The following is an 18,582-nucleotide window of genomic DNA, read 5'->3' as shown; positions in this document are numbered from 1 at the left end:
CTTATGTTGTTTGCCTGGTACAGACAACCCTTCAATGAACAGAGAAGAAACGCACTGTGATGTTGTCAAAATTTAAGCGTAATAAACATCAACAACACCTTGCTCAACTACCGAAGATTTCTCAGTCAGTTGATGATGTAGAGTTCTTTTATGCTCCCGCTCATTTCCGGGAGACGCTTCTTGAAAAGATTGCCAGCGCTACGCGACGTATTTGTATTGTGGCGCTCTATCTTGAACAAGATGAAGGTGGGCGTGCGATCCTGAACGCGCTCTATGAAGCGAAACGTCAGCGTCCAGAACTGGATGTTCGCGTGCTGGTTGACTGGCACCGTGCTCAGCGCGGCCGTATTGGTGCGGCTGCCTCGAATACCAATGCTGACTGGTATTGCCGCACGGCCCAGGAAAATCCGGGTATTGATATCCCGGTATATGGCGTACCGGTGAATACCCGTGAAGCGCTTGGCGTTCTTCATTTTAAAGGATTTATCATTGATGACAGCGTCCTTTATAGCGGCGCCAGCCTGAATGATGTGTATCTCCATCAGCTCGATAAATACCGTTACGATCGCTACCATCTGATCCGCAATCCGCAGATGGCCGACATCATGTTCAACTGGGTTGATAAAAACCTGGTTCATGGCCGGGGTGTGCACCGTCTTGACGATCCTCATCGTCCGAAAAGCCCGGAAATCAAAAACGACGTTCGCTCCTTCCGCCAGGAACTGCGCGATGCGGTTTATCGTTTTCAGGGGGATGCCAGTAATGAAGAACTGTCCGTTACGCCTCTGGTAGGCCTGGGAAAATCCAGCCTGCTGAACAAGACCATCTTCCATTTGATGCCGTGCGCGGAGCATAAGCTCACCATCTGCACCCCGTACTTCAACCTTCCAGCCGTTCTGGTGCGTAATATCATTCAGCTGCTGCGTGATGGTAAAAAGGTGGAAATTATTGTCGGGGATAAAACGGCAAATGACTTTTTCATTCCGGAAGATCAACCTTTCAAGATCATCGGCGCACTGCCTTATCTCTATGAGATTAACCTGCGCCGCTTCCTGAGCCGTTTACAGTACTATGTGAACACGGACCAGCTGGTTGTGCGTCTCTGGAAAGATGAAGACAACAGCTATCACCTCAAAGGAATGTGGGTGGATGATGAGTGGATGCTGCTGACCGGTAATAATCTCAACCCACGCGCCTGGCGTCTGGATCTGGAAAACGCCATCCTTATTCACGATCCTCAGCATGCGTTAGCCGCGAAACGCGATCGTGAGCTGGAGCTTATACGCACGCATACTACAGTGGTTCGTCATTATCGCGATCTGCAAAGCATCGCTGATTATCCGGTGAAAGTTCGCAAGCTGATTCGCCGTCTACGTCGGATCCGTATCGACCGCCTCATCAGCCGCATTCTGTAATACACGAGCCCTGTCATCGACGGGGCTTTTCTATGGAGTCTGTTAATGCGTACGCCTTTCCTGATAATCCCTCTTTTCCTGACCGGTTGCAGCCATATGGCTAATGATAACTGGTCGGGTCAGGATAAAGCTCAACACTTTCTGGCGTCTGCAATGTTGTCCGCTGCGGGTAATGAATATGCGCTGCACCAGGGTTATAGCCGGGATCGAAGTGCCACAATGGGGCTGATGTTCTCCATCAGCCTGGGGGCATCAAAAGAACTTTGGGATAGCCGCCCCTCGGGAAGCGGCTGGAGCTGGAAAGATTTTGCCTGGGACGTAGCCGGGGCAACAACCGGCTACGCCGTCTGGCAGATGGCGCATTATTAAAGGCGGATCCCTTTTCCTTTACGATGCAGCATCAGGGAGACAATAAACGCCAGCGCCCCCATGATGGTGACATACCAGAAAAAGGTCGATTCACTGCCCCATGACTTAAGGGATAGCGCGACATACTCTGCCGAACCGCCGAACAGGGCGTTAGCGACCGCATAAGAGAGGCCTACGCCCAGCGCCCTCACCTGTGCGGGAAACATTTCTGCTTTCAAAATGCCACTGATTGCCGTGTAAAAACTAATAATAATAAGTGCCACCATAATCAAAGCGAAAGCGGCATACGGAGAGGTTGTATGCTGTAGCGCCGTCAAAAGCGGAACAGTCCCCAGGGTGAGCATGCCACCAAAGATCAGCATGGAGGTGCGGCGACCTATTTTGTCCGACAGCGCGCCAACAATCGGCTGGATGAGCATAAAGACCAGTAACGCCACCGTCATGACGACACTCGCAACGTTAGCATGCATGCCCGTGGTGTTGACCAGATATTTTTGCATATAGGTGGTGAAGGTATAGAAGCTTAGCGAGCCTGCGGCGGTAAAGCCTAATACCATCAAAAACGCTTTGCGGTTTCGCCACAGCCCTTTCATCGAACCGGCTTCTTTCAGCGCCCTGACCTCCTGCTGGGAGGTTTCATCAAGCTGACGGCGTAACCACAGCGCCACAACCGCCAGGGCAGCCCCCAGGGCAAACGGGATGCGCCAGCCCCAGGCGCGTAAATCTTCATCGCTAAGGATTTGTTGAAGGATCACCACAACCAGTAACGCCAGCAGCTGACCGCCAATGAGGGTTACATACTGGAATGATGCATAGAAACCTTTGCGCCCTTCAACAGCTACTTCGCTCATGTATGTCGCGCTGGTGCCGTATTCGCCACCCACTGACAGTCCCTGGAACAGACGTGCCAGCAGCAACAACGCCGGTGCCCATGTTCCGATAGTGTCATATCCGGGAAGGCAGGCAATCACCAGCGAGCCGACGCACATCATGCATACGGAGATGAGCATGGATGTCTTGCGCCCTTTCCTGTCCGCGATCCTGCCGAACAGCCATCCGCCAATGGGACGCATCAGGAACCCGGCGGCAAAAACGCCTGCGGTTTGCAGAAGCTGCGTTGTGGTGTTCCCTGACGGGAAGAAGATATGTGCAAAGTAGAGTGAACAAAATGAATAGACGTAAAAATCAAACCACTCTACAAGGTTCCCCGATGAAGCTCCAACGATTGCCCAAACCCGACGGCGAGTATCCTTGCCTGCTAAACTTGTGTTATCCGTATCTGCACTGGCTACGGTTTCTGTCATTTTAAAATCCCCTGTCTCACATTGCGGGCCATTGCCCACAAACAGTAAAACCGGATTTAAAACGAATCGTTAGGTAAATAAAATGTTTCCAATATGTTTCATTGGATTTTGTGAACTCGATCAGGTATCGAATTATTAGCGGACGTAGTAATTATCCCCACGCTTGCTGGTGAGCCTTTTTTCGCTGCAAATAATCTTCATCAGCACGAATTTTATCCCACCACGTTTTGAACACCGCAGCGGCTTCTGCTTTTACTGGATCGTGATCGAGGGGTTTGACCTGGCGCTTCTCATCATACTTTTTACCGCCTTTATGATTGGCGTATCGCCGGGCACGGGTGTATCCCATCTGTATGAATTTACGCGCCATATCCATGCCGACAAAATCGTTTTTCCTGCGGTATTCTTCAAAAAGGGCGTAGATCTCTTCTGCCGAACGCGCTGCGACTTCAGCATTTTTATAACGCCAGTGCGGCAGGATTTCGCTTTTATAAGGCTCGACCATCAATACGCCCTGCTCACCCCGGCCCACCTGATACCGTTCGGGATGTTCGCGAAAATTAATATTGGCAAAATCTTGTTGATAATCAAAGGGACGAGTCAAAGCGGCACCATTGTTAAAATTGTTTTAACAATTGTAGGCCGGATAAGGGGAAGCCGCCATCCGGCATGTTTTCCACGTACAAAGCAAAAAACCCCGCACCTTACGGTACGGGGTTCTTCTTGATTGATGCCTGGCAGTTCCCTACTCTCACATGGGGAGACCCCACACTACCATCGGCGCTACGGCGTTTCACTTCTGAGTTCGGCATGGGGTCAGGTGGGACCACCGCGCTAAAGCCGCCAGGCAAATTCTGTTAATCTGTATCAGGCTGAAAATTTCGTCTCTTCGCCAAAACACCTTCGGTGTTGTAAGGTTAAGCCTCACGGTTCATTAGTATCGGTTAGCTCAACGCATCGCTGCGCTTACACACCCGACCTATCAACGTCGTCGTCTTCAACGTTCCTTCAGGAGACTTAAAGTCTCAGGGAGAACTCATCTCGGGGCAAGTTTCGTGCTTAGATGCTTTCAGCACTTATCTCTTCCGCATTTAGCTACCGGGCAGTGCCATTGGCATGACAACCCGAACACCAGTGATGCGTCCACTCCGGTCCTCTCGTACTAGGAGCAGCCCCCCTCAATTCTCCAGCGCCCACGGCAGATAGGGACCGAACTGTCTCACGACGTTCTAAACCCAGCTCGCGTACCACTTTAAATGGCGAACAGCCATACCCTTGGGACCTACTTCAGCCCCAGGATGTGATGAGCCGACATCGAGGTGCCAAACACCGCCGTCGATATGAACTCTTGGGCGGTATCAGCCTGTTATCCCCGGAGTACCTTTTATCCGTTGAGCGATGGCCCTTCCATTCAGAACCACCGGATCACTATGACCTGCTTTCGCACCTGCTCGCGCCGTCACGCTCGCAGTCAAGCTGGCTTATGCCATTGCACTAACCTCCTGATGTCCGACCAGGATTAGCCAACCTTCGTGCTCCTCCGTTACTCTTTGGGAGGAGACCGCCCCAGTCAAACTACCCACCAGACACTGTCCGCAACCCGGGTAACGGGTCCACGTTAGAACACCAGCCATTAAAGGGTGGTATTTCAAGGTTGGCTCCACGCAGACTGGCGTCCACGCTTCAAAGCCTCCCACCTATCCTACACATCAAGGACCAGTGTTCAGTGTCAAGCTATAGTAAAGGTTCACGGGGTCTTTCCGTCTTGCCGCGGGTACACTGCATCTTCACAGCGAGTTCAATTTCACTGAGTCTCGGGTGGAGACAGCCTGGCCATCATTACGCCATTCGTGCAGGTCGGAACTTACCCGACAAGGAATTTCGCTACCTTAGGACCGTTATAGTTACGGCCGCCGTTTACCGGGGCTTCGATCAAGAGCTTCGCGTTGCCGCTAACCCCATCAATTAACCTTCCGGCACCGGGCAGGCGTCACACCGTATACGTCCACTTTCGTGTTTGCACAGTGCTGTGTTTTTAATAAACAGTTGCAGCCAGCTGGTATCTTCGACTGATTTCAGCTCCACCCGCAGGGGCTTCACCTACACATCAGCGTGCCTTCTCCCGAAGTTACGGCACCATTTTGCCTAGTTCCTTCACCCGAGTTCTCTCAAGCGCCTTGGTATTCTCTACCTGACCACCTGTGTCGGTTTGGGGTACGATTTCGTGTTACCTGATGCTTAGAGGCTTTTCCTGGAAGCAGGGCATTTATCACTTCAGCACCGTAGTGCCTCGTCATCACACCTCAGCGTTAATAAGGTACCGGATTTACCTGGAACCTCCGCCTACATGCTTAAACCGGGACAACCGTCGCCCGGCTGACATAGCCTTCTCCGTCCCCCCTTCGCAGTAACACCAAGTACAGGAATATTAACCTGTTTCCCATCGACTACGCCTTTCGGCCTCGCCTTAGGGGTCGACTCACCCTGCCCCGATTAACGTTGGACAGGAACCCTTGGTCTTCCGGCGAGCGGGCTTTTCACCCGCTTTATCGTTACTTATGTCAGCATTCGCACTTCTGATACCTCCAGCATGCCTCACAGCACACCTTCAACGGCTTACAGAACGCTCCCCTACCCAACAACACATAGTGTCGCTGCCGCAGCTTCGGTGCATGGTTTAGCCCCGTTACATCTTCCGCGCAGGCCGACTCGACCAGTGAGCTATTACGCTTTCTTTAAATGATGGCTGCTTCTAAGCCAACATCCTGGCTGTCTGTGCCTTCCCACATCGTTTCCCACTTAACCATGACTTTGGGACCTTAGCTGGCGGTCTGGGTTGTTTCCCTCTTCACGACGGACGTTAGCACCCGCCGTGTGTCTCCCGTGATAACATTCTTCGGTATTCGTAGTTTGCATCGGGTTGGTAAGCCGGGATGGCCCCCTAGCCGAAACAGTGCTCTACCCCCGAAGATGAATTCACGAGGCGCTACCTAAATAGCTTTCGGGGAGAACCAGCTATCTCCCGGTTTGATTGGCCTTTCACCCCCAGCCACAGGTCATCCGCTAATTTTTCAACATTAGTCGGTTCGGTCCTCCAGTTAGTGTTACCCAACCTTCAACCTGCCCATGGCTAGATCACCGGGTTTCGGGTCTATACCCTGCAACTTAACGCCCAGTTAAGACTCGGTTTCCCTTCGGCTCCCCTATACGGTTAACCTTGCTACAGAATATAAGTCGCTGACCCATTATACAAAAGGTACGCAGTCACCCCATAAAAGAGGCTCCCACTGCTTGTACGTACACGGTTTCAGGTTCTTTTTCACTCCCCTCGCCGGGGTTCTTTTCGCCTTTCCCTCACGGTACTGGTTCACTATCGGTCAGTCAGGAGTATTTAGCCTTGGAGGATGGTCCCCCCATATTCAGACAGGATACCACGTGTCCCGCCCTACTCTTCGAGTTCACAGCATGTGTGCTTTCGTGTACGGGACTATCACCCTGTACCGTCGGACTTTCCAGACCGTTCCACTAACACACAAGCTGATTCAGACTCCGGGCTGCTCCCCGTTCGCTCGCCGCTACTGGGGGAATCTCGGTTGATTTCTTTTCCTCGGGGTACTTAGATGTTTCAGTTCCCCCGGTTCGCCTCGTTAACCTATGTATTCAGTTAACGATAGTGCAACGGATTGCACTGGGTTTCCCCATTCGGACATCGCCGGGTCAAGGGTTCATATCACCTCGCCGGCGCTTTTCGCAGATTAGCACGTCCTTCATCGCCTCTGACTGCCAGGGCATCCACCGTGTACGCTTAGTCGCTTAACCTCACAACCCGAAGATGTTTCACTTCTGATTGCGAAAATTTGAGAGACTCGAACACACATGAGCTGTGTGTCGTTTCAATTTTCAGCTTGATCCAGATTTTTAAAGAGCAAATATCTCAAACATGACTCGCAAGTCAGTTTTGAGATATGACGGCAGGTGACTTTCACTCACGAACCAGCAAGTGGCGTCCCCTAGGGGATTCGAACCCCTGTTACCGCCGTGAAAGGGCGGTGTCCTGGGCCTCTAGACGAAGGGGACGTACAGTCTCAATCGCAAGACGCCTTGCTATTTACTTTTCATCAGACAATCTGTGTGAGCACTACAAAGGCAGGTTCTTTAAGGTAAGGAGGTGATCCAACCGCAGGTTCCCCTACGGTTACCTTGTTACGACTTCACCCCAGTCATGAATCACAAAGTGGTAAGCGCCCTCCCGAAGGTTAAGCTACCTACTTCTTTTGCAACCCACTCCCATGGTGTGACGGGCGGTGTGTACAAGGCCCGGGAACGTATTCACCGTGGCATTCTGATCCACGATTACTAGCGATTCCGACTTCATGGAGTCGAGTTGCAGACTCCAATCCGGACTACGACGCACTTTATGAGGTCCGCTTGCTCTCGCGAGGTCGCTTCTCTTTGTATGCGCCATTGTAGCACGTGTGTAGCCCTACTCGTAAGGGCCATGATGACTTGACGTCATCCCCACCTTCCTCCAGTTTATCACTGGCAGTCTCCTTTGAGTTCCCGGCCGGACCGCTGGCAACAAAGGATAAGGGTTGCGCTCGTTGCGGGACTTAACCCAACATTTCACAACACGAGCTGACGACAGCCATGCAGCACCTGTCTCAGAGTTCCCGAAGGCACCAATCCATCTCTGGAAAGTTCTCTGGATGTCAAGAGTAGGTAAGGTTCTTCGCGTTGCATCGAATTAAACCACATGCTCCACCGCTTGTGCGGGCCCCCGTCAATTCATTTGAGTTTTAACCTTGCGGCCGTACTCCCCAGGCGGTCGACTTAACGCGTTAGCTCCGGAAGCCACGCCTCAAGGGCACAACCTCCAAGTCGACATCGTTTACGGCGTGGACTACCAGGGTATCTAATCCTGTTTGCTCCCCACGCTTTCGCACCTGAGCGTCAGTCTTTGTCCAGGGGGCCGCCTTCGCCACCGGTATTCCTCCAGATCTCTACGCATTTCACCGCTACACCTGGAATTCTACCCCCCTCTACAAGACTCTAGCCTGCCAGTTTCGAATGCAGTTCCCAGGTTGAGCCCGGGGATTTCACATCCGACTTGACAGACCGCCTGCGTGCGCTTTACGCCCAGTAATTCCGATTAACGCTTGCACCCTCCGTATTACCGCGGCTGCTGGCACGGAGTTAGCCGGTGCTTCTTCTGCGGGTAACGTCAATCGACAAGGTTATTAACCTTATCGCCTTCCTCCCCGCTGAAAGTACTTTACAACCCGAAGGCCTTCTTCATACACGCGGCATGGCTGCATCAGGCTTGCGCCCATTGTGCAATATTCCCCACTGCTGCCTCCCGTAGGAGTCTGGACCGTGTCTCAGTTCCAGTGTGGCTGGTCATCCTCTCAGACCAGCTAGGGATCGTCGCCTAGGTGAGCCGTTACCCCACCTACTAGCTAATCCCATCTGGGCACATCCGATGGCAAGAGGCCCGAAGGTCCCCCTCTTTGGTCTTGCGACGTTATGCGGTATTAGCTACCGTTTCCAGTAGTTATCCCCCTCCATCAGGCAGTTTCCCAGACATTACTCACCCGTCCGCCACTCGTCAGCGAAGCAGCAAGCTGCTTCCTGTTACCGTTCGACTTGCATGTGTTAGGCCTGCCGCCAGCGTTCAATCTGAGCCATGATCAAACTCTTCAATTTAAAAGTTTGATGCTCAATGAATTAAACTTCGTAATGAATTACGTGTTCACTCGTTGAGACTTGGTATTCATTTAGTGTCCGAAGACATTAAGAATCCATGTCACTTTGAGTGCCCACACAGATTGTCTGATAAATTGTTAAAGAGCAGTGCCGCTTCGTTTTCGCTGCGGCGCGGGGTGTGCATATTACGCTTTCCCGCTTCAGAGTCAAGCGTTTGTTTTGCTTTTCTCTGCTGACCCGGCGGCTTGCGTGCCGTTGTTCCGTGTCAGTGGAGGCGCATTATAGGGAGTAATTCCGAACCTGCAAGGATAAAGTGAAAATTATTTACTGACCGCTCACTTTCCAGGCAAATCACATCCCAGACCTCAATTTTCGCCTGGTTTTTAAACAAAAACGAGCCGCAAGCGGCCCGTTTTTGCGTTTTGTGACTTACTGCACTGCCACAATGCGATCGTCGTTGGCTTCCAGACGAATAACTTTGCCCGGAACCAGCTCCCCAGAGAGGATTTGCTGTGCCAGCGGGTTTTCGATCTGCTGCTGGATAGCACGTTTTAACGGACGCGCACCATAAACAGGATCGTAACCATTCTCGCTCAGCAGTTTCAGCGCATCGTCGGAAATGTGGATTTCATACCCACGCTCTTCCAGACGTTTGTACAGACGCTGCAACTGGATCTGCGCAATCGACGCGATGTGTTTCTCGCCCAGCGGATGGAACACGACCACTTCATCAATACGGTTGATGAACTCCGGACGGAAGTTTTGACTGACCACACCCAGCACAAGATCTTTCATATGGCTGTAATCCAGCTCACCGAAGCGTTCCTGAATCAAATCGGAACCCAGGTTCGAGGTCATGATCACCACCGTGTTACGGAAGTCGACCGTTCTTCCCTGCCCGTCCGTCAGACGCCCATCATCCAGCACCTGCAACAGAATGTTAAACACGTCAGGATGAGCCTTTTCCACTTCATCCAGCAGGATGACGGAATAAGGACGACGACGAACCGCTTCCGTCAGGTAACCGCCCTCTTCATAACCGACATATCCCGGAGGCGCACCGACCAGACGCGAGACGGAGTGTTTCTCCATAAACTCGGACATATCGATACGCACCATCGCGTCATCGCTGTCGAACATAAAGTTAGCCAGCGCTTTACACAGCTCGGTTTTACCGACACCGGTTGGCCCCAGGAACAGGAACGAGCCGATTGGACGATTCGGATCGGACAGCCCCGCACGGCTACGACGAATGGCGTTAGATACCGCTTCGACCGCTTCGTTCTGTCCAATGACGCGCTGATGCAGATCCTGCTCCATACGCAGCAGTTTCTCACGTTCGCTTTCCATCATGCGAGCCACAGGAATACCCGTCCAGCGCGCCAGCACTTCGGCAATCTCGGCATCCGTCACTTTATTACGTAACAGACGCATGGTTTTGCCTTCCGACTGCGTGGCGATCTCAAGCTGTTTTTCCAGCTCAGGGATCTTGCCGTACTGTAGCTCGGACATCCGCGCCAGATCTCCTACGCGACGGGCCTGCTCAATGGCAATTTTCGCCTGCTCCAGCTCCGCCTTGATTGTCTGGGTGCCAGAGAGGGAGGCTTTCTCAGCTTTCCACTCTTCTTCCAGCTCAGAATACTGACGCTCTTTCTCGTCCAGTTCTTCGTTAAGCATATCGAGGCGTTTCTTACTCGCTTCGTCAGACTCTTTGTTCAGCGCCTGCTGTTCCAGCTTGAGCTGGATAATGCGGCGATCGAGTCGGTCCAGCTCTTCCGGTTTCGAGTCAATCTGCATACGGATGCTGGACGCCGCTTCATCGATAAGGTCGATGGCTTTATCCGGCAACTGACGGTCGGCAATGTAACGATGCGAAAGCGTCGCCGCCGCAACGATGGCCGGGTCGGTGATCTGCACGTGATGGTGCAGCTCATAACGCTCTTTCAGACCACGCAAAATGGCGATGGTATCTTCTACGCTTGGTTCAGCGACAAACACCTTCTGGAAACGACGCTCCAGCGCGGCATCTTTTTCAATGTACTGACGGTACTCGTCCAGCGTAGTGGCGCCGACGCAGTGAAGTTCACCACGTGCCAGCGCAGGTTTCAGCATGTTCCCGGCATCCATTGCGCCGTCAGCTTTACCCGCCCCCACCATGGTGTGCAGTTCGTCGATAAACAGGATGACGTTACCTTCCTGTTTCGCCAGATCGTTCAGCACGCCTTTCAGACGCTCTTCAAATTCACCACGGTATTTCGCCCCGGCCACCAGCGCGCCCATATCCAGCGCCAGTACGCGACGGCCTTTCAGCCCTTCGGGCACTTCGCCATTAACGATACGCTGCGCCAGCCCTTCAACGATGGCGGTCTTACCGACGCCTGGCTCACCAATCAGCACCGGGTTGTTTTTGGTACGGCGTTGCAGTACCTGGATAGTCCGACGAATTTCTTCGTCACGGCCGATTACCGGGTCAAGTTTGCCCTGCTCGGCACGTTCGGTCAGGTCGACCGTAAATTTCTTCAAAGCCTGACGTTGGTCTTCGGCTCCCTGGTCGTTCACGCTTTCACCTCCGCGCATTTTCTCAATCGCCTGGGTCACATTAGCGGTGGTTGCACCGGCGGATTTCAGCAGGTCGGTTAAGGTACCGCGTGATTCAAGCGCCGCCAGAACAAACAGCTCTGACGAAATAAAGTTGTCCCCACGTTTTTGCGCCAGCTTGTCGCAAAGGTTCAGCACGCGCACCAGATCCTGCGACGGCTGCACGTCGCCGCCGGTACCTTCTACCTGCGGTAAACGGCTCAGCGCCTGATCGATGGCGGTGCGTAACTGGCCGGCATTAATGCCAGCGGACGTTAATAAAGGACGTACCGATCCCCCTTCCTGATTCAGCAAGGCGCTCATTAAATGAAGAGGTTCGATAAATTGGTTGTCGTGCCCCAGTGCGAGGGACTGGGCATCGGCGAGAGCAAGCTGGAATTTATTAGTAAGACGATCCAGACGCATAACTCCTCCCATAACAGGTCAAATTTGCTACTGGAGATTAAATGAGGTCATCCCTCAATTATTCAAGGTTAATAACCTGAATTATGTGAAAAGAAAACGGCGCGTACCGGATCGTCTTGATTCTTTAGGTTATATCAGCCAAATGAAACTTGCCATACGACCTGTCGTCTTGTCGCGGCGATAGGAGAAAAAATCACCCTTTTCGGTGAAGGTACAGCGATCTCCGCCGAAGATTTGGGTCACGCCGACGTTATTCAGGCGCTGGCGGGCAAGCTGATAAATATCGGCCAGATATTTATCTCCGGAAGCCACAAACGCTTCGACCGCTTGCGGATCTTTTTCCATAAAGGCATCGCGCACTTCGGGCCCGACCTCAAACGCCTGCGGGCCAATCGCCGGGCCAAGCCAGGCGATGAGATTTGCAGAATCGTCATGGAAGCAGGCAACGGTCTCTTCCAGCACGCCTTCGCACAGGCCTCGCCATCCGGCGTGGGCAGCAGCCACTTCAGTTCCTGCCTTATTGCAGAACAACACCGGCAGGCAATCAGCAGTCATCACCGCGCAAACCGTTCCCGGCGTATTGCTGTACGAAGCATCGGCGCGCTTAGACGCATAGGGCTCCCCCGTCAGCTTCAGCACCGCTTTACCGTGCACCTGCTCAAGCCAGACCGGTTTTGAAGGAAGGTTTCCCGCAGCAAAGAGGCGTTTACGGTTCTCTTCAACGTGCTCCAGGTTATCGCCACAGTGCGCACCGAGGTTCAGAGACTCCCACGCGCCCTGGCTCACGCCACCGATACGGGTTGAACTACAGGCGGCCACGCCTTCAGGCAGTGGCCACGCCGGGACAATCAGTTTGGTCATAACCAGTCCACGTGATCCTTATGTTCTTCGAAATCTGCGCGCATCGCGTCGATAAGTTCCACCATATCCTGTGGGATCGGCGCATGCCATTCCATCTGAATTCCAGTAATTGGGTGATAAAGACGCAGCATCGTCGCATGCAGCGCCTGGCGATCGAATTTACGCAGCACGGAGATGAATTCATCCGATGCGCCCTTTGGTGGACGCGGACGACCGCCGTAAACCGGGTCACCCACCAGCGGATGGGTAATATGCGCCATGTGCACGCGGATCTGGTGAGTACGCCCGGTTTCCAGACGCAGACGCAGGCGCGTATGAATACGGAAATGTTCCATGATGCGGTAGTGGGTTACCGCCGGTTTACCCATCGGGTGTACGGACATATGCGTACGCTTGGTTGGGTGACGGCTGATAGGCTCTTCAACTGTGCCACCAGAGGTCATATGCCCGATCGCCACCGCTTCATACTCACGGGTAATTTCGCGCAATTGCAAAGATTCCACCAGGCGAGTCTGAGCTGGGACCGTCTTCGCCACCACCATCAGACCCGTGGTGTCTTTATCCAGACGGTGAACGATACCGGCACGCGGTACGTCGGCAATCGGCGGATAATAATGAAGGAGAGCGTTAAGTACCGTACCGTCAGGATTGCCCGCGCCCGGATGAACAACAAAGTCGCGCGGCTTGTTGATGACCAGAATATCGTCATCTTCGTAGACGATATCCAGCGGGATATCCTGCGGCTCGAAGCGGACTTCCTCTTCGATTTCAGCATTGATGGCGACAGCTTCCCCACCAAACACTTTCTCTTTTGGTTTGTCCCAGATCTTGCCGTTTACCAGCACGCGCTGGTCAAGGATCCATTCTTTTATGCGTGAACGCGAATAATCAGGGAACAATTCGGCCAAAGCCTGATCTAAGCGTTGACCGAGCTGATTTTCGGAGACTGTTGCGGTGAGTTCTACTCGTTGTGCCATAAACTGCTTCTTCGTTTAACGTTGGGTTTTACGGCTTTGCCGTTTAATATAGTGTGCTATTGTAGCTGGTCTTAATCGGGAGCAGGAACTGAGTTTCTCCCGGACAAACATTTGAGGAAAGTCAAAACGTCATGACGCGCATGAAATATCTGGTGGCAGCGGCCACGTTGAGCCTGGCTTTGGTGGGCTGCTCCGGTTCGAATGAACAGGTCCCTGACAATCCGCCGAATGAAATCTATGCGACTGCACAACAAAAGTTGCAGGACGGTAACTGGAAACAGGCGATAACGCAACTGGAAGCGTTGGATAATCGCTATCCGTTTGGTCCGTATTCGCAGCAGGTACAGTTAGATCTTATCTACGCCTACTACAAAAATGCCGATCTGCCGCTGGCTCAGGCAACTATCGATCGTTTCATGCGTCTGAACCCTACCCATCCTAACATCGATTACGTGATGTACATGCGCGGCCTGACTAACATGGCGCTGGATGACAGTGCATTGCAGGGCTTCTTCGGGGTGGATCGTTCCGACCGTGACCCGCAACATGCGCGTGATGCTTTCAATGACTTCTCCAAACTGGTGCGTAGCTACCCGAACAGCCAGTACATTACCGATGCCACTAAGCGTCTGGTATTCCTGAAAGATCGTCTGGCGAAATATGAGTACTCCGTTGCGGAATACTACACCCGCCGTGGCGCATGGGTTGCCGTGGTTAACCGTGTAGAAGGCATGCTGCGTGATTATCCGGATACCCAGGCCACGCGTGATGGCCTGAAGCTGATGGAAAATGCGTATCGCCAGATGCAGATGACGGCTCAGGCTGACAAAGTGGCGAAAATCATCGCCGCGAACAGCAGCAACACCTGATACCGCTACAACGCATAACGGCAGCCCGCGGGCTGCCGTTTTTTTATTCTTTCACACTTACGCTGAAGCGGTTTAGCTTCAACACATCCATTCAACTATGACCGCAATTGTTGGCTTCGACAAGGTAAATCTCACCTCTTCCTGCCCTGCCTCACAAAAAAGATTCCCTGACAAAAACCGACAAAATAACGTGATCTAAATCACACATTTTGACATTAGGTCGGGTATGCTGGAATCACCAAGACGGAAAGACAAGAGGTAAAATTTATGACAATGAACATTACCAGTAAACAAATGGAAATTACTCCGGCAATCCGCCAGCATGTCGCAGACCGTCTCGCCAAACTGGATAAATGGCAAACACATTTGATTAATCCACATATCATCCTGTCCAAGGAGCCGCAGGGTTTCATCGCTGATGCAACTATCAATACTCCAAACGGCCATCTGGTCGCCAGCGCAAAACACGAGGATATGTACACCGCAATTAACGATTTGATCAACAAGCTGGAACGGCAGCTCAATAAAGTGCAACACAAAGGTGAAGCACGTCGCGCCGCAACCTCGGTGAAAGACGCCAGCTTCGCGGAAGAAGTTGAAGAAGAGTAATCCTCTAAAATTGAGTGTACCGACAACGCGCCTTCGGGCGCGTTTTTTATTGACAGGATCAAAACAGTGCAGGTACTTTAACCCTATCAATTTCAGGATGACTTTATGAAACAGACGCCGTTTTTCTTCGCATTCTTTTTTACCTTCCCCTGACCGGGAGGCGTTTCGTCGTGTGATAAAGAATGCGAAGACGAACAACAAGGCCTCCCACACCGGGAGGCCTTTTTTATTGATAACGATAAAATGAGACAGACAACACTATGACACCGGAAAACCCGCTCCTGGATTTACGCGTAAAAATCAGTGCACTCGACGAAAAATTACTGGCCCTGCTGGCAGAACGCCGCGCGCTCGCCGTTGAAGTGGGCAAAGCCAAGCTCGAGTCCCATCGGCCGGTGCGCGATATCGATCGCGAACGTGATTTACTGGAACGGTTGATTCAACTCGGCAAAGCGCATCATCTGGATGCGCACTACATCACCCGCCTGTTCCAGCTCATCATCGAAGACTCCGTTCTGACGCAACAAGCCCTGCTCCAGCAGCATCTGAACAAAACCAACCCGCACTCTGCTCGTATCGCTTTCCTCGGCCCGAAAGGGTCCTATTCTCACCTGGCAGCTCGCCAGTACGCAGCCCGCCATTTCGAAGAGTTTATTGAGAGCGGCTGCGCGAAATTTGCAGACATTTTCAACCAGGTCGAAACCGGCCAGGCAGATTACGCCGTAGTGCCTATTGAGAACACCAGTTCCGGTGCCATCAACGATGTTTACGATCTGCTCCAGCACACCAGCCTGTCGTTAGTCGGCGAGTTGACTATCCCTATCGATCACTGCGTGCTGGTCTCTGGCTCAACCGATCTGAGTCAGATCGAAACGGTGTACAGCCACCCGCAGCCGTTCCAGCAGTGCAGCCAGTTCCTGAACCGTTATCCGCACTGGAAAATTGAATACACCGAAAGCACCTCGGCGGCGATGGAAAAAGTGGCGCAGGCAAACTCTTCTGCCGTCGCGGCTCTCGGTAGCGAAGCGGGCGGCGCGCTGTATGGCTTACAGGTGCTGGAACGCAATCTGGCCAACCAGACGCAGAATATCACCCGTTTCGTGGTTCTGGCCCGCAAGGCCATCAACGTGTCGGACCAGGTCCCGGCGAAAACCACCCTGCTGATGGCGACCGGCCAGCAGGCGGGTGCGCTGGTTGAAGCGCTGCTGGTGCTGCGTAATCACAACCTGATCATGACGAAGCTGGAATCCCGCCCAATACATGGCAACCCGTGGGAAGAAATGTTTTATCTCGACGTTCAGGCCAACCTGGAGTCTGCGTCCATGCAGAAAGCCCTGCGCGAACTGGGCGAGATCACACGCTCCATGAAAGTGCTGGGCTGCTATCCGAGCGAAAACGTGGTCCCGGTCGATCCGGCTTAACGTTCGATAAAGCGGCTTTTCTTCATCCCTGCCACATTTACAGGCAGGGTGAAGATGGCACCGGAAAGCGGATATTTCGCCAGCTCCTCCGCCTCCATATTTTCCCGCGTGGTGGTGATAAACAGCGTTTTCATATCGTCGCCGCCAAAGCAGACCATTGTCGGGCAGCGTACCGGCAGCCGATACTCTTCCAGCTGTTCGCCTTGCGGTGAAAACCGTGCGATACGCCAGCCGTCAAACAGTGCGCTCCAGTAGCAGCCTTCCTCATCCATTGCCGCACCGTCGGGTATACCTTCTCCCTCGCTAAACCGGCGAAACTCTTCGCGCTTACCGGGTTCTCCCTGCTCATCAAGCGGCGTACGGTAGATCACGCCGTTCGGCGTATCAGAAGTAAACATCCACCGTTTATCAGGACTAAACGCTAAACCGTTATGCCCGTGAATATCGCACTGGATCACTTGCGGCGTCAGGTCGTTGTCGATACGCATCAGCATGGCGCCGTTATAATCTCCCGGCCCCCAGAACGTGCCCGCATAAAACCGTCCCTGATGATCGGTACCGCCATCGTTAAAGCGTGCAAGCTGCGGGTTGGACGGGTTATCGCAAACCTTACGCTGGAGCAGGCCGTGTTTATCGGTCAGCCAGATGGCGTTTCGCATCGCGACGATAAATCCGCCGCGTTCACGCAGGGCAAAACACCCAACTTCTTCATGGAATGAGAGCACCGAGTGCTCTGCGGTGGGCAGATGGTACCGATGGATCTCCCCTTCCAGGATATCCGCCCAGTAGAGCGCCTTCTCTTCTGCACTCCACGTCGGGCATTCGGGCAGATGCCCGGTATAGTTCAACAGCAGCTGCGGTTCAGCCATGACAGTTCCCCAAAATGAAAAAAGCCAGCAATGCTGGCTTTCAGTATATACATCATCGCATTACTGGCGACTGTCATTTGCCTGGCGCAACAGCGTGCGGCTTTCACTCTGGAATCGCGTGGCGTAATCACCGAACCAGTGCTCCACTTTACGGAAACTGTCGATAAAGGCTTGTTTATCGCCGTGTTCCAGCAAGGTGATCGCTTCGCCAAAACGCTGATAATAGCGCTTGATCAGCGCCAGATTATTTTCAGACGACATGATGATGTCGGCGTAAAGCTGCGGATCCTGGGCAAACAGTCGCCCGACCATCGCCAGCTCCAGACGATAGATTGGCGAGGAAAGCGCCAGCAATTGTTCAAGCTGAACGTTCTCTTCCGCCAGGTGCAGCCCATAGGCGAAGGTTGCAAAGTGGCGCAGCGCCTGAATAAACGCCATGTTCTGGTCATGCTCTACCGCGCTAATGCGGTGCAAACGTGCTCCCCAGACCTGGATCTGTTCCAGGAACCACTGGTAGGCTTCCGGCTGCCGTCCGTCACAGTAAACCACTACCTGCTTCGCCAGGCTTCCGCTGTCCGGGCCAAACATCGGGTGTAACCCAAGCACGGGGCCAGTGTGCGCCGCCAGCATTGCCTGTAGCGGACCATTTTTAACGGAGGCCAGGTCCACCAGTATGCAATCTTGCGGCAGCGGAGGAAGTTTCGCGATTATTTGCTCCGTCACATGGATCGGCACGCTGACGATAACCATTCCGGCGTCTTTCATCAGCTCCGGCGCGTGCGACCAGTCCTCTTTCTCCAGAATACGCACCTGATAGCCAGAAAGCGTCAGCATTTTCTCAAACAGACGCCCCATCTGCCCGCCACCACCGACGATAACCACCGGGCGCAGCGACGGACAGAGGCTTTTGAAGCCCTTGTCGTTTTCGCTGGAATAGGACTCCCGCATCACGCGACGCAGGACGTCCTCAATCAAATCAGGTGATACGCCCAGGGCCTGCGCCTCTTTACGGCGGGAGGCGAGCATAGAGGCCTCACGCTCCGGAACGTAAATCGGCAGTCCGTATTTACTTTTAACCTCGCCGACCTCAGCAACCAGTGCCATGCGGCGCGCCAGAAGATCCAGCAACGCCTTATCCACTTCATCAATTTGATCGCGTAATGCGGTCAATTCAGCAACCAT

General features: G+C 53.1%; 13 protein-coding genes, 1 tRNA gene, 3 rRNA genes and 1 other annotated feature. Of the genes, 6 read left to right on the top strand and 11 right to left on the bottom strand.

The window, feature by feature from the left end; all coding sequences use genetic code 11:
• The first annotated feature begins 59 nt into the window (after nucleotides 1–59).
• Nucleotides 60–1,415, top strand: coding sequence for a CDP-diacylglycerol--serine O-phosphatidyltransferase (gene pssA / locus SK58_RS07795; protein WP_026094276.1), 1,356 nt, complete (start codon nucleotides 60–62; stop codon nucleotides 1,413–1,415).
• 45 nt (nucleotides 1,416–1,460) lie between these two features.
• The gene (locus tag SK58_RS07790) at nucleotides 1,461–1,784 is read left to right on the top strand and encodes a YfiM family lipoprotein (RefSeq protein WP_003860739.1); all 324 of its coding nucleotides are present in this window, start codon (nucleotides 1,461–1,463) and stop codon (nucleotides 1,782–1,784) included.
• On the opposite strand, the gene SK58_RS07785 is transcribed toward SK58_RS07790, so the two are convergent.
• The 9 genes from SK58_RS07785 to rluD form a co-directional block, all read right to left on the bottom strand.
• Nucleotides 1,781–3,088 (bottom strand): MFS family transporter, encoded by a 1,308-nt coding sequence (locus SK58_RS07785; RefSeq protein ID WP_017383558.1) that lies wholly within the window; start codon nucleotides 3,086–3,088, stop codon nucleotides 1,781–1,783. The genes SK58_RS07790 and SK58_RS07785 overlap by 4 nt on opposite strands.
• 151 nt (nucleotides 3,089–3,239) lie before the next feature.
• Nucleotides 3,240–3,692: a DUF4385 domain-containing protein gene (locus SK58_RS07780; protein WP_032619240.1), complete on the bottom strand. Its 453-nt coding sequence runs from the start codon at nucleotides 3,690–3,692 to the stop codon at nucleotides 3,240–3,242.
• Between the two features lie 128 nt (nucleotides 3,693–3,820).
• Nucleotides 3,821–3,936: ribosomal RNA gene (gene rrf / locus SK58_RS07775) — 5S ribosomal RNA — on the bottom strand.
• Nucleotides 3,937–4,001: 65 nt separating this feature from the next.
• Nucleotides 4,002–6,907, bottom strand: a 23S ribosomal RNA gene (locus tag SK58_RS07770).
• A 182-nt stretch (nucleotides 6,908–7,089) separates the two neighbouring features.
• A tRNA-Glu gene (locus tag SK58_RS07765) sits at nucleotides 7,090–7,165 on the bottom strand.
• Between the two features lie 84 nt (nucleotides 7,166–7,249).
• Nucleotides 7,250–8,791 (bottom strand): 16S ribosomal RNA (locus SK58_RS07760).
• The 16S, 23S and 5S rRNA genes sit together here with 1 tRNA gene alongside, the layout of an rRNA operon.
• Nucleotides 8,792–9,220: 429 nt before the next feature.
• Entirely contained in the window at nucleotides 9,221–11,794 is a 2,574-nt protein-coding gene (gene clpB / locus SK58_RS07755; protein ID WP_017692862.1) for an ATP-dependent chaperone ClpB, read from the bottom strand.
• Nucleotides 11,795–11,923: 129 nt separating this feature from the next.
• The gene (gene yfiH, locus SK58_RS07750; protein ID WP_039270053.1) at nucleotides 11,924–12,655 is read right to left on the bottom strand and encodes a purine nucleoside phosphorylase YfiH; all 732 of its coding nucleotides are present in this window, start codon (nucleotides 12,653–12,655) and stop codon (nucleotides 11,924–11,926) included.
• Complete coding sequence (gene rluD / locus SK58_RS07745; protein ID WP_017383977.1) at nucleotides 12,652–13,632, bottom strand: 23S rRNA pseudouridine(1911/1915/1917) synthase RluD; 981 nt, start codon at nucleotides 13,630–13,632, stop codon at nucleotides 12,652–12,654. The genes yfiH and rluD overlap by 4 nt, the downstream gene beginning before the upstream one ends.
• A gap of 131 nt (nucleotides 13,633–13,763) precedes the next feature.
• On the opposite strand from rluD, the gene bamD reads away from it, so the two are divergent.
• From bamD to pheA, 4 genes are all read left to right on the top strand, one after another.
• Nucleotides 13,764–14,501: an outer membrane protein assembly factor BamD gene (bamD, locus tag SK58_RS07740; protein WP_003863164.1), complete on the top strand. Its 738-nt coding sequence runs from the start codon at nucleotides 13,764–13,766 to the stop codon at nucleotides 14,499–14,501.
• 267 nt (nucleotides 14,502–14,768) lie between these two features.
• Entirely contained in the window at nucleotides 14,769–15,110 is a 342-nt protein-coding gene (raiA, locus tag SK58_RS07735; RefSeq protein WP_003863162.1) for a ribosome-associated translation inhibitor RaiA, read from the top strand.
• Nucleotides 15,111–15,214: 104 nt separating this feature from the next.
• Nucleotides 15,215–15,340 (top strand) — a sequence feature (Phe leader region).
• On the top strand, nucleotides 15,216–15,263 hold the full coding sequence (gene pheL / locus SK58_RS22835; protein WP_100229775.1) for a pheA operon leader peptide PheL: 48 nt from the start codon (nucleotides 15,216–15,218) through the stop codon (nucleotides 15,261–15,263). (Overlaps the previous feature by 48 nt.)
• Nucleotides 15,341–15,370: 30 nt before the next feature.
• The gene (gene pheA, locus SK58_RS07730; RefSeq protein WP_015571567.1) at nucleotides 15,371–16,531 is read left to right on the top strand and encodes a bifunctional chorismate mutase/prephenate dehydratase; all 1,161 of its coding nucleotides are present in this window, start codon (nucleotides 15,371–15,373) and stop codon (nucleotides 16,529–16,531) included.
• On the opposite strand, the gene SK58_RS07725 is transcribed toward pheA, so the two are convergent.
• Both SK58_RS07725 and tyrA read right to left on the bottom strand, forming a co-directional pair.
• Entirely contained in the window at nucleotides 16,528–17,400 is an 873-nt protein-coding gene (locus tag SK58_RS07725; RefSeq protein ID WP_045340486.1) for an SMP-30/gluconolactonase/LRE family protein, read from the bottom strand. The two genes, pheA and SK58_RS07725, sit on opposite strands and share 4 nt — an antisense overlap.
• A gap of 60 nt (nucleotides 17,401–17,460) precedes the next feature.
• Complete coding sequence (tyrA, locus tag SK58_RS07720) at nucleotides 17,461–18,582, bottom strand: bifunctional chorismate mutase/prephenate dehydrogenase (RefSeq protein WP_045906905.1); 1,122 nt, start codon at nucleotides 18,580–18,582, stop codon at nucleotides 17,461–17,463.

Origin of the sequence: Enterobacter sp. BIDMC93 (genome assembly GCF_001037805.1) — a bacterium.
GTDB classification, from domain to species: domain Bacteria; phylum Pseudomonadota; class Gammaproteobacteria; order Enterobacterales; family Enterobacteriaceae; genus Enterobacter; species Enterobacter hormaechei_C.
Note: the sequence above shows the minus strand (reverse complement) of the source record. Positions and strands in the feature narration are given on the sequence as shown.

Coding starts and splice junctions, on each gene's coding strand:
- pssA (WP_026094276.1), top strand. CDS start 60: ATGTTGTCAAAATTTAAGCGTAATAAACATCAACAACACCTTGCTCAA.
- SK58_RS07790 (WP_003860739.1), top strand. CDS start 1,461: ATGCGTACGCCTTTCCTGATAATCCCTCTTTTCCTGACCGGTTGCAGC.
- SK58_RS07785 (WP_017383558.1), bottom strand. CDS start 3,088: ATGACAGAAACCGTAGCCAGTGCAGATACGGATAACACAAGTTTAGCA.
- clpB (WP_017692862.1), bottom strand. CDS start 11,794: ATGCGTCTGGATCGTCTTACTAATAAATTCCAGCTTGCTCTCGCCGAT.
- yfiH (WP_039270053.1), bottom strand. CDS start 12,655: ATGACCAAACTGATTGTCCCGGCGTGGCCACTGCCTGAAGGCGTGGCC.
- rluD (WP_017383977.1), bottom strand. CDS start 13,632: ATGGCACAACGAGTAGAACTCACCGCAACAGTCTCCGAAAATCAGCTC.
- bamD (WP_003863164.1), top strand. CDS start 13,764: ATGACGCGCATGAAATATCTGGTGGCAGCGGCCACGTTGAGCCTGGCT.
- raiA (WP_003863162.1), top strand. CDS start 14,769: ATGACAATGAACATTACCAGTAAACAAATGGAAATTACTCCGGCAATC.
- pheA (WP_015571567.1), top strand. CDS start 15,371: ATGACACCGGAAAACCCGCTCCTGGATTTACGCGTAAAAATCAGTGCA.
- SK58_RS07725 (WP_045340486.1), bottom strand. CDS start 17,400: ATGGCTGAACCGCAGCTGCTGTTGAACTATACCGGGCATCTGCCCGAA.
- tyrA (WP_045906905.1), bottom strand. CDS start 18,582: ATGGTTGCTGAATTGACCGCATTACGCGATCAAATTGATGAAGTGGAT.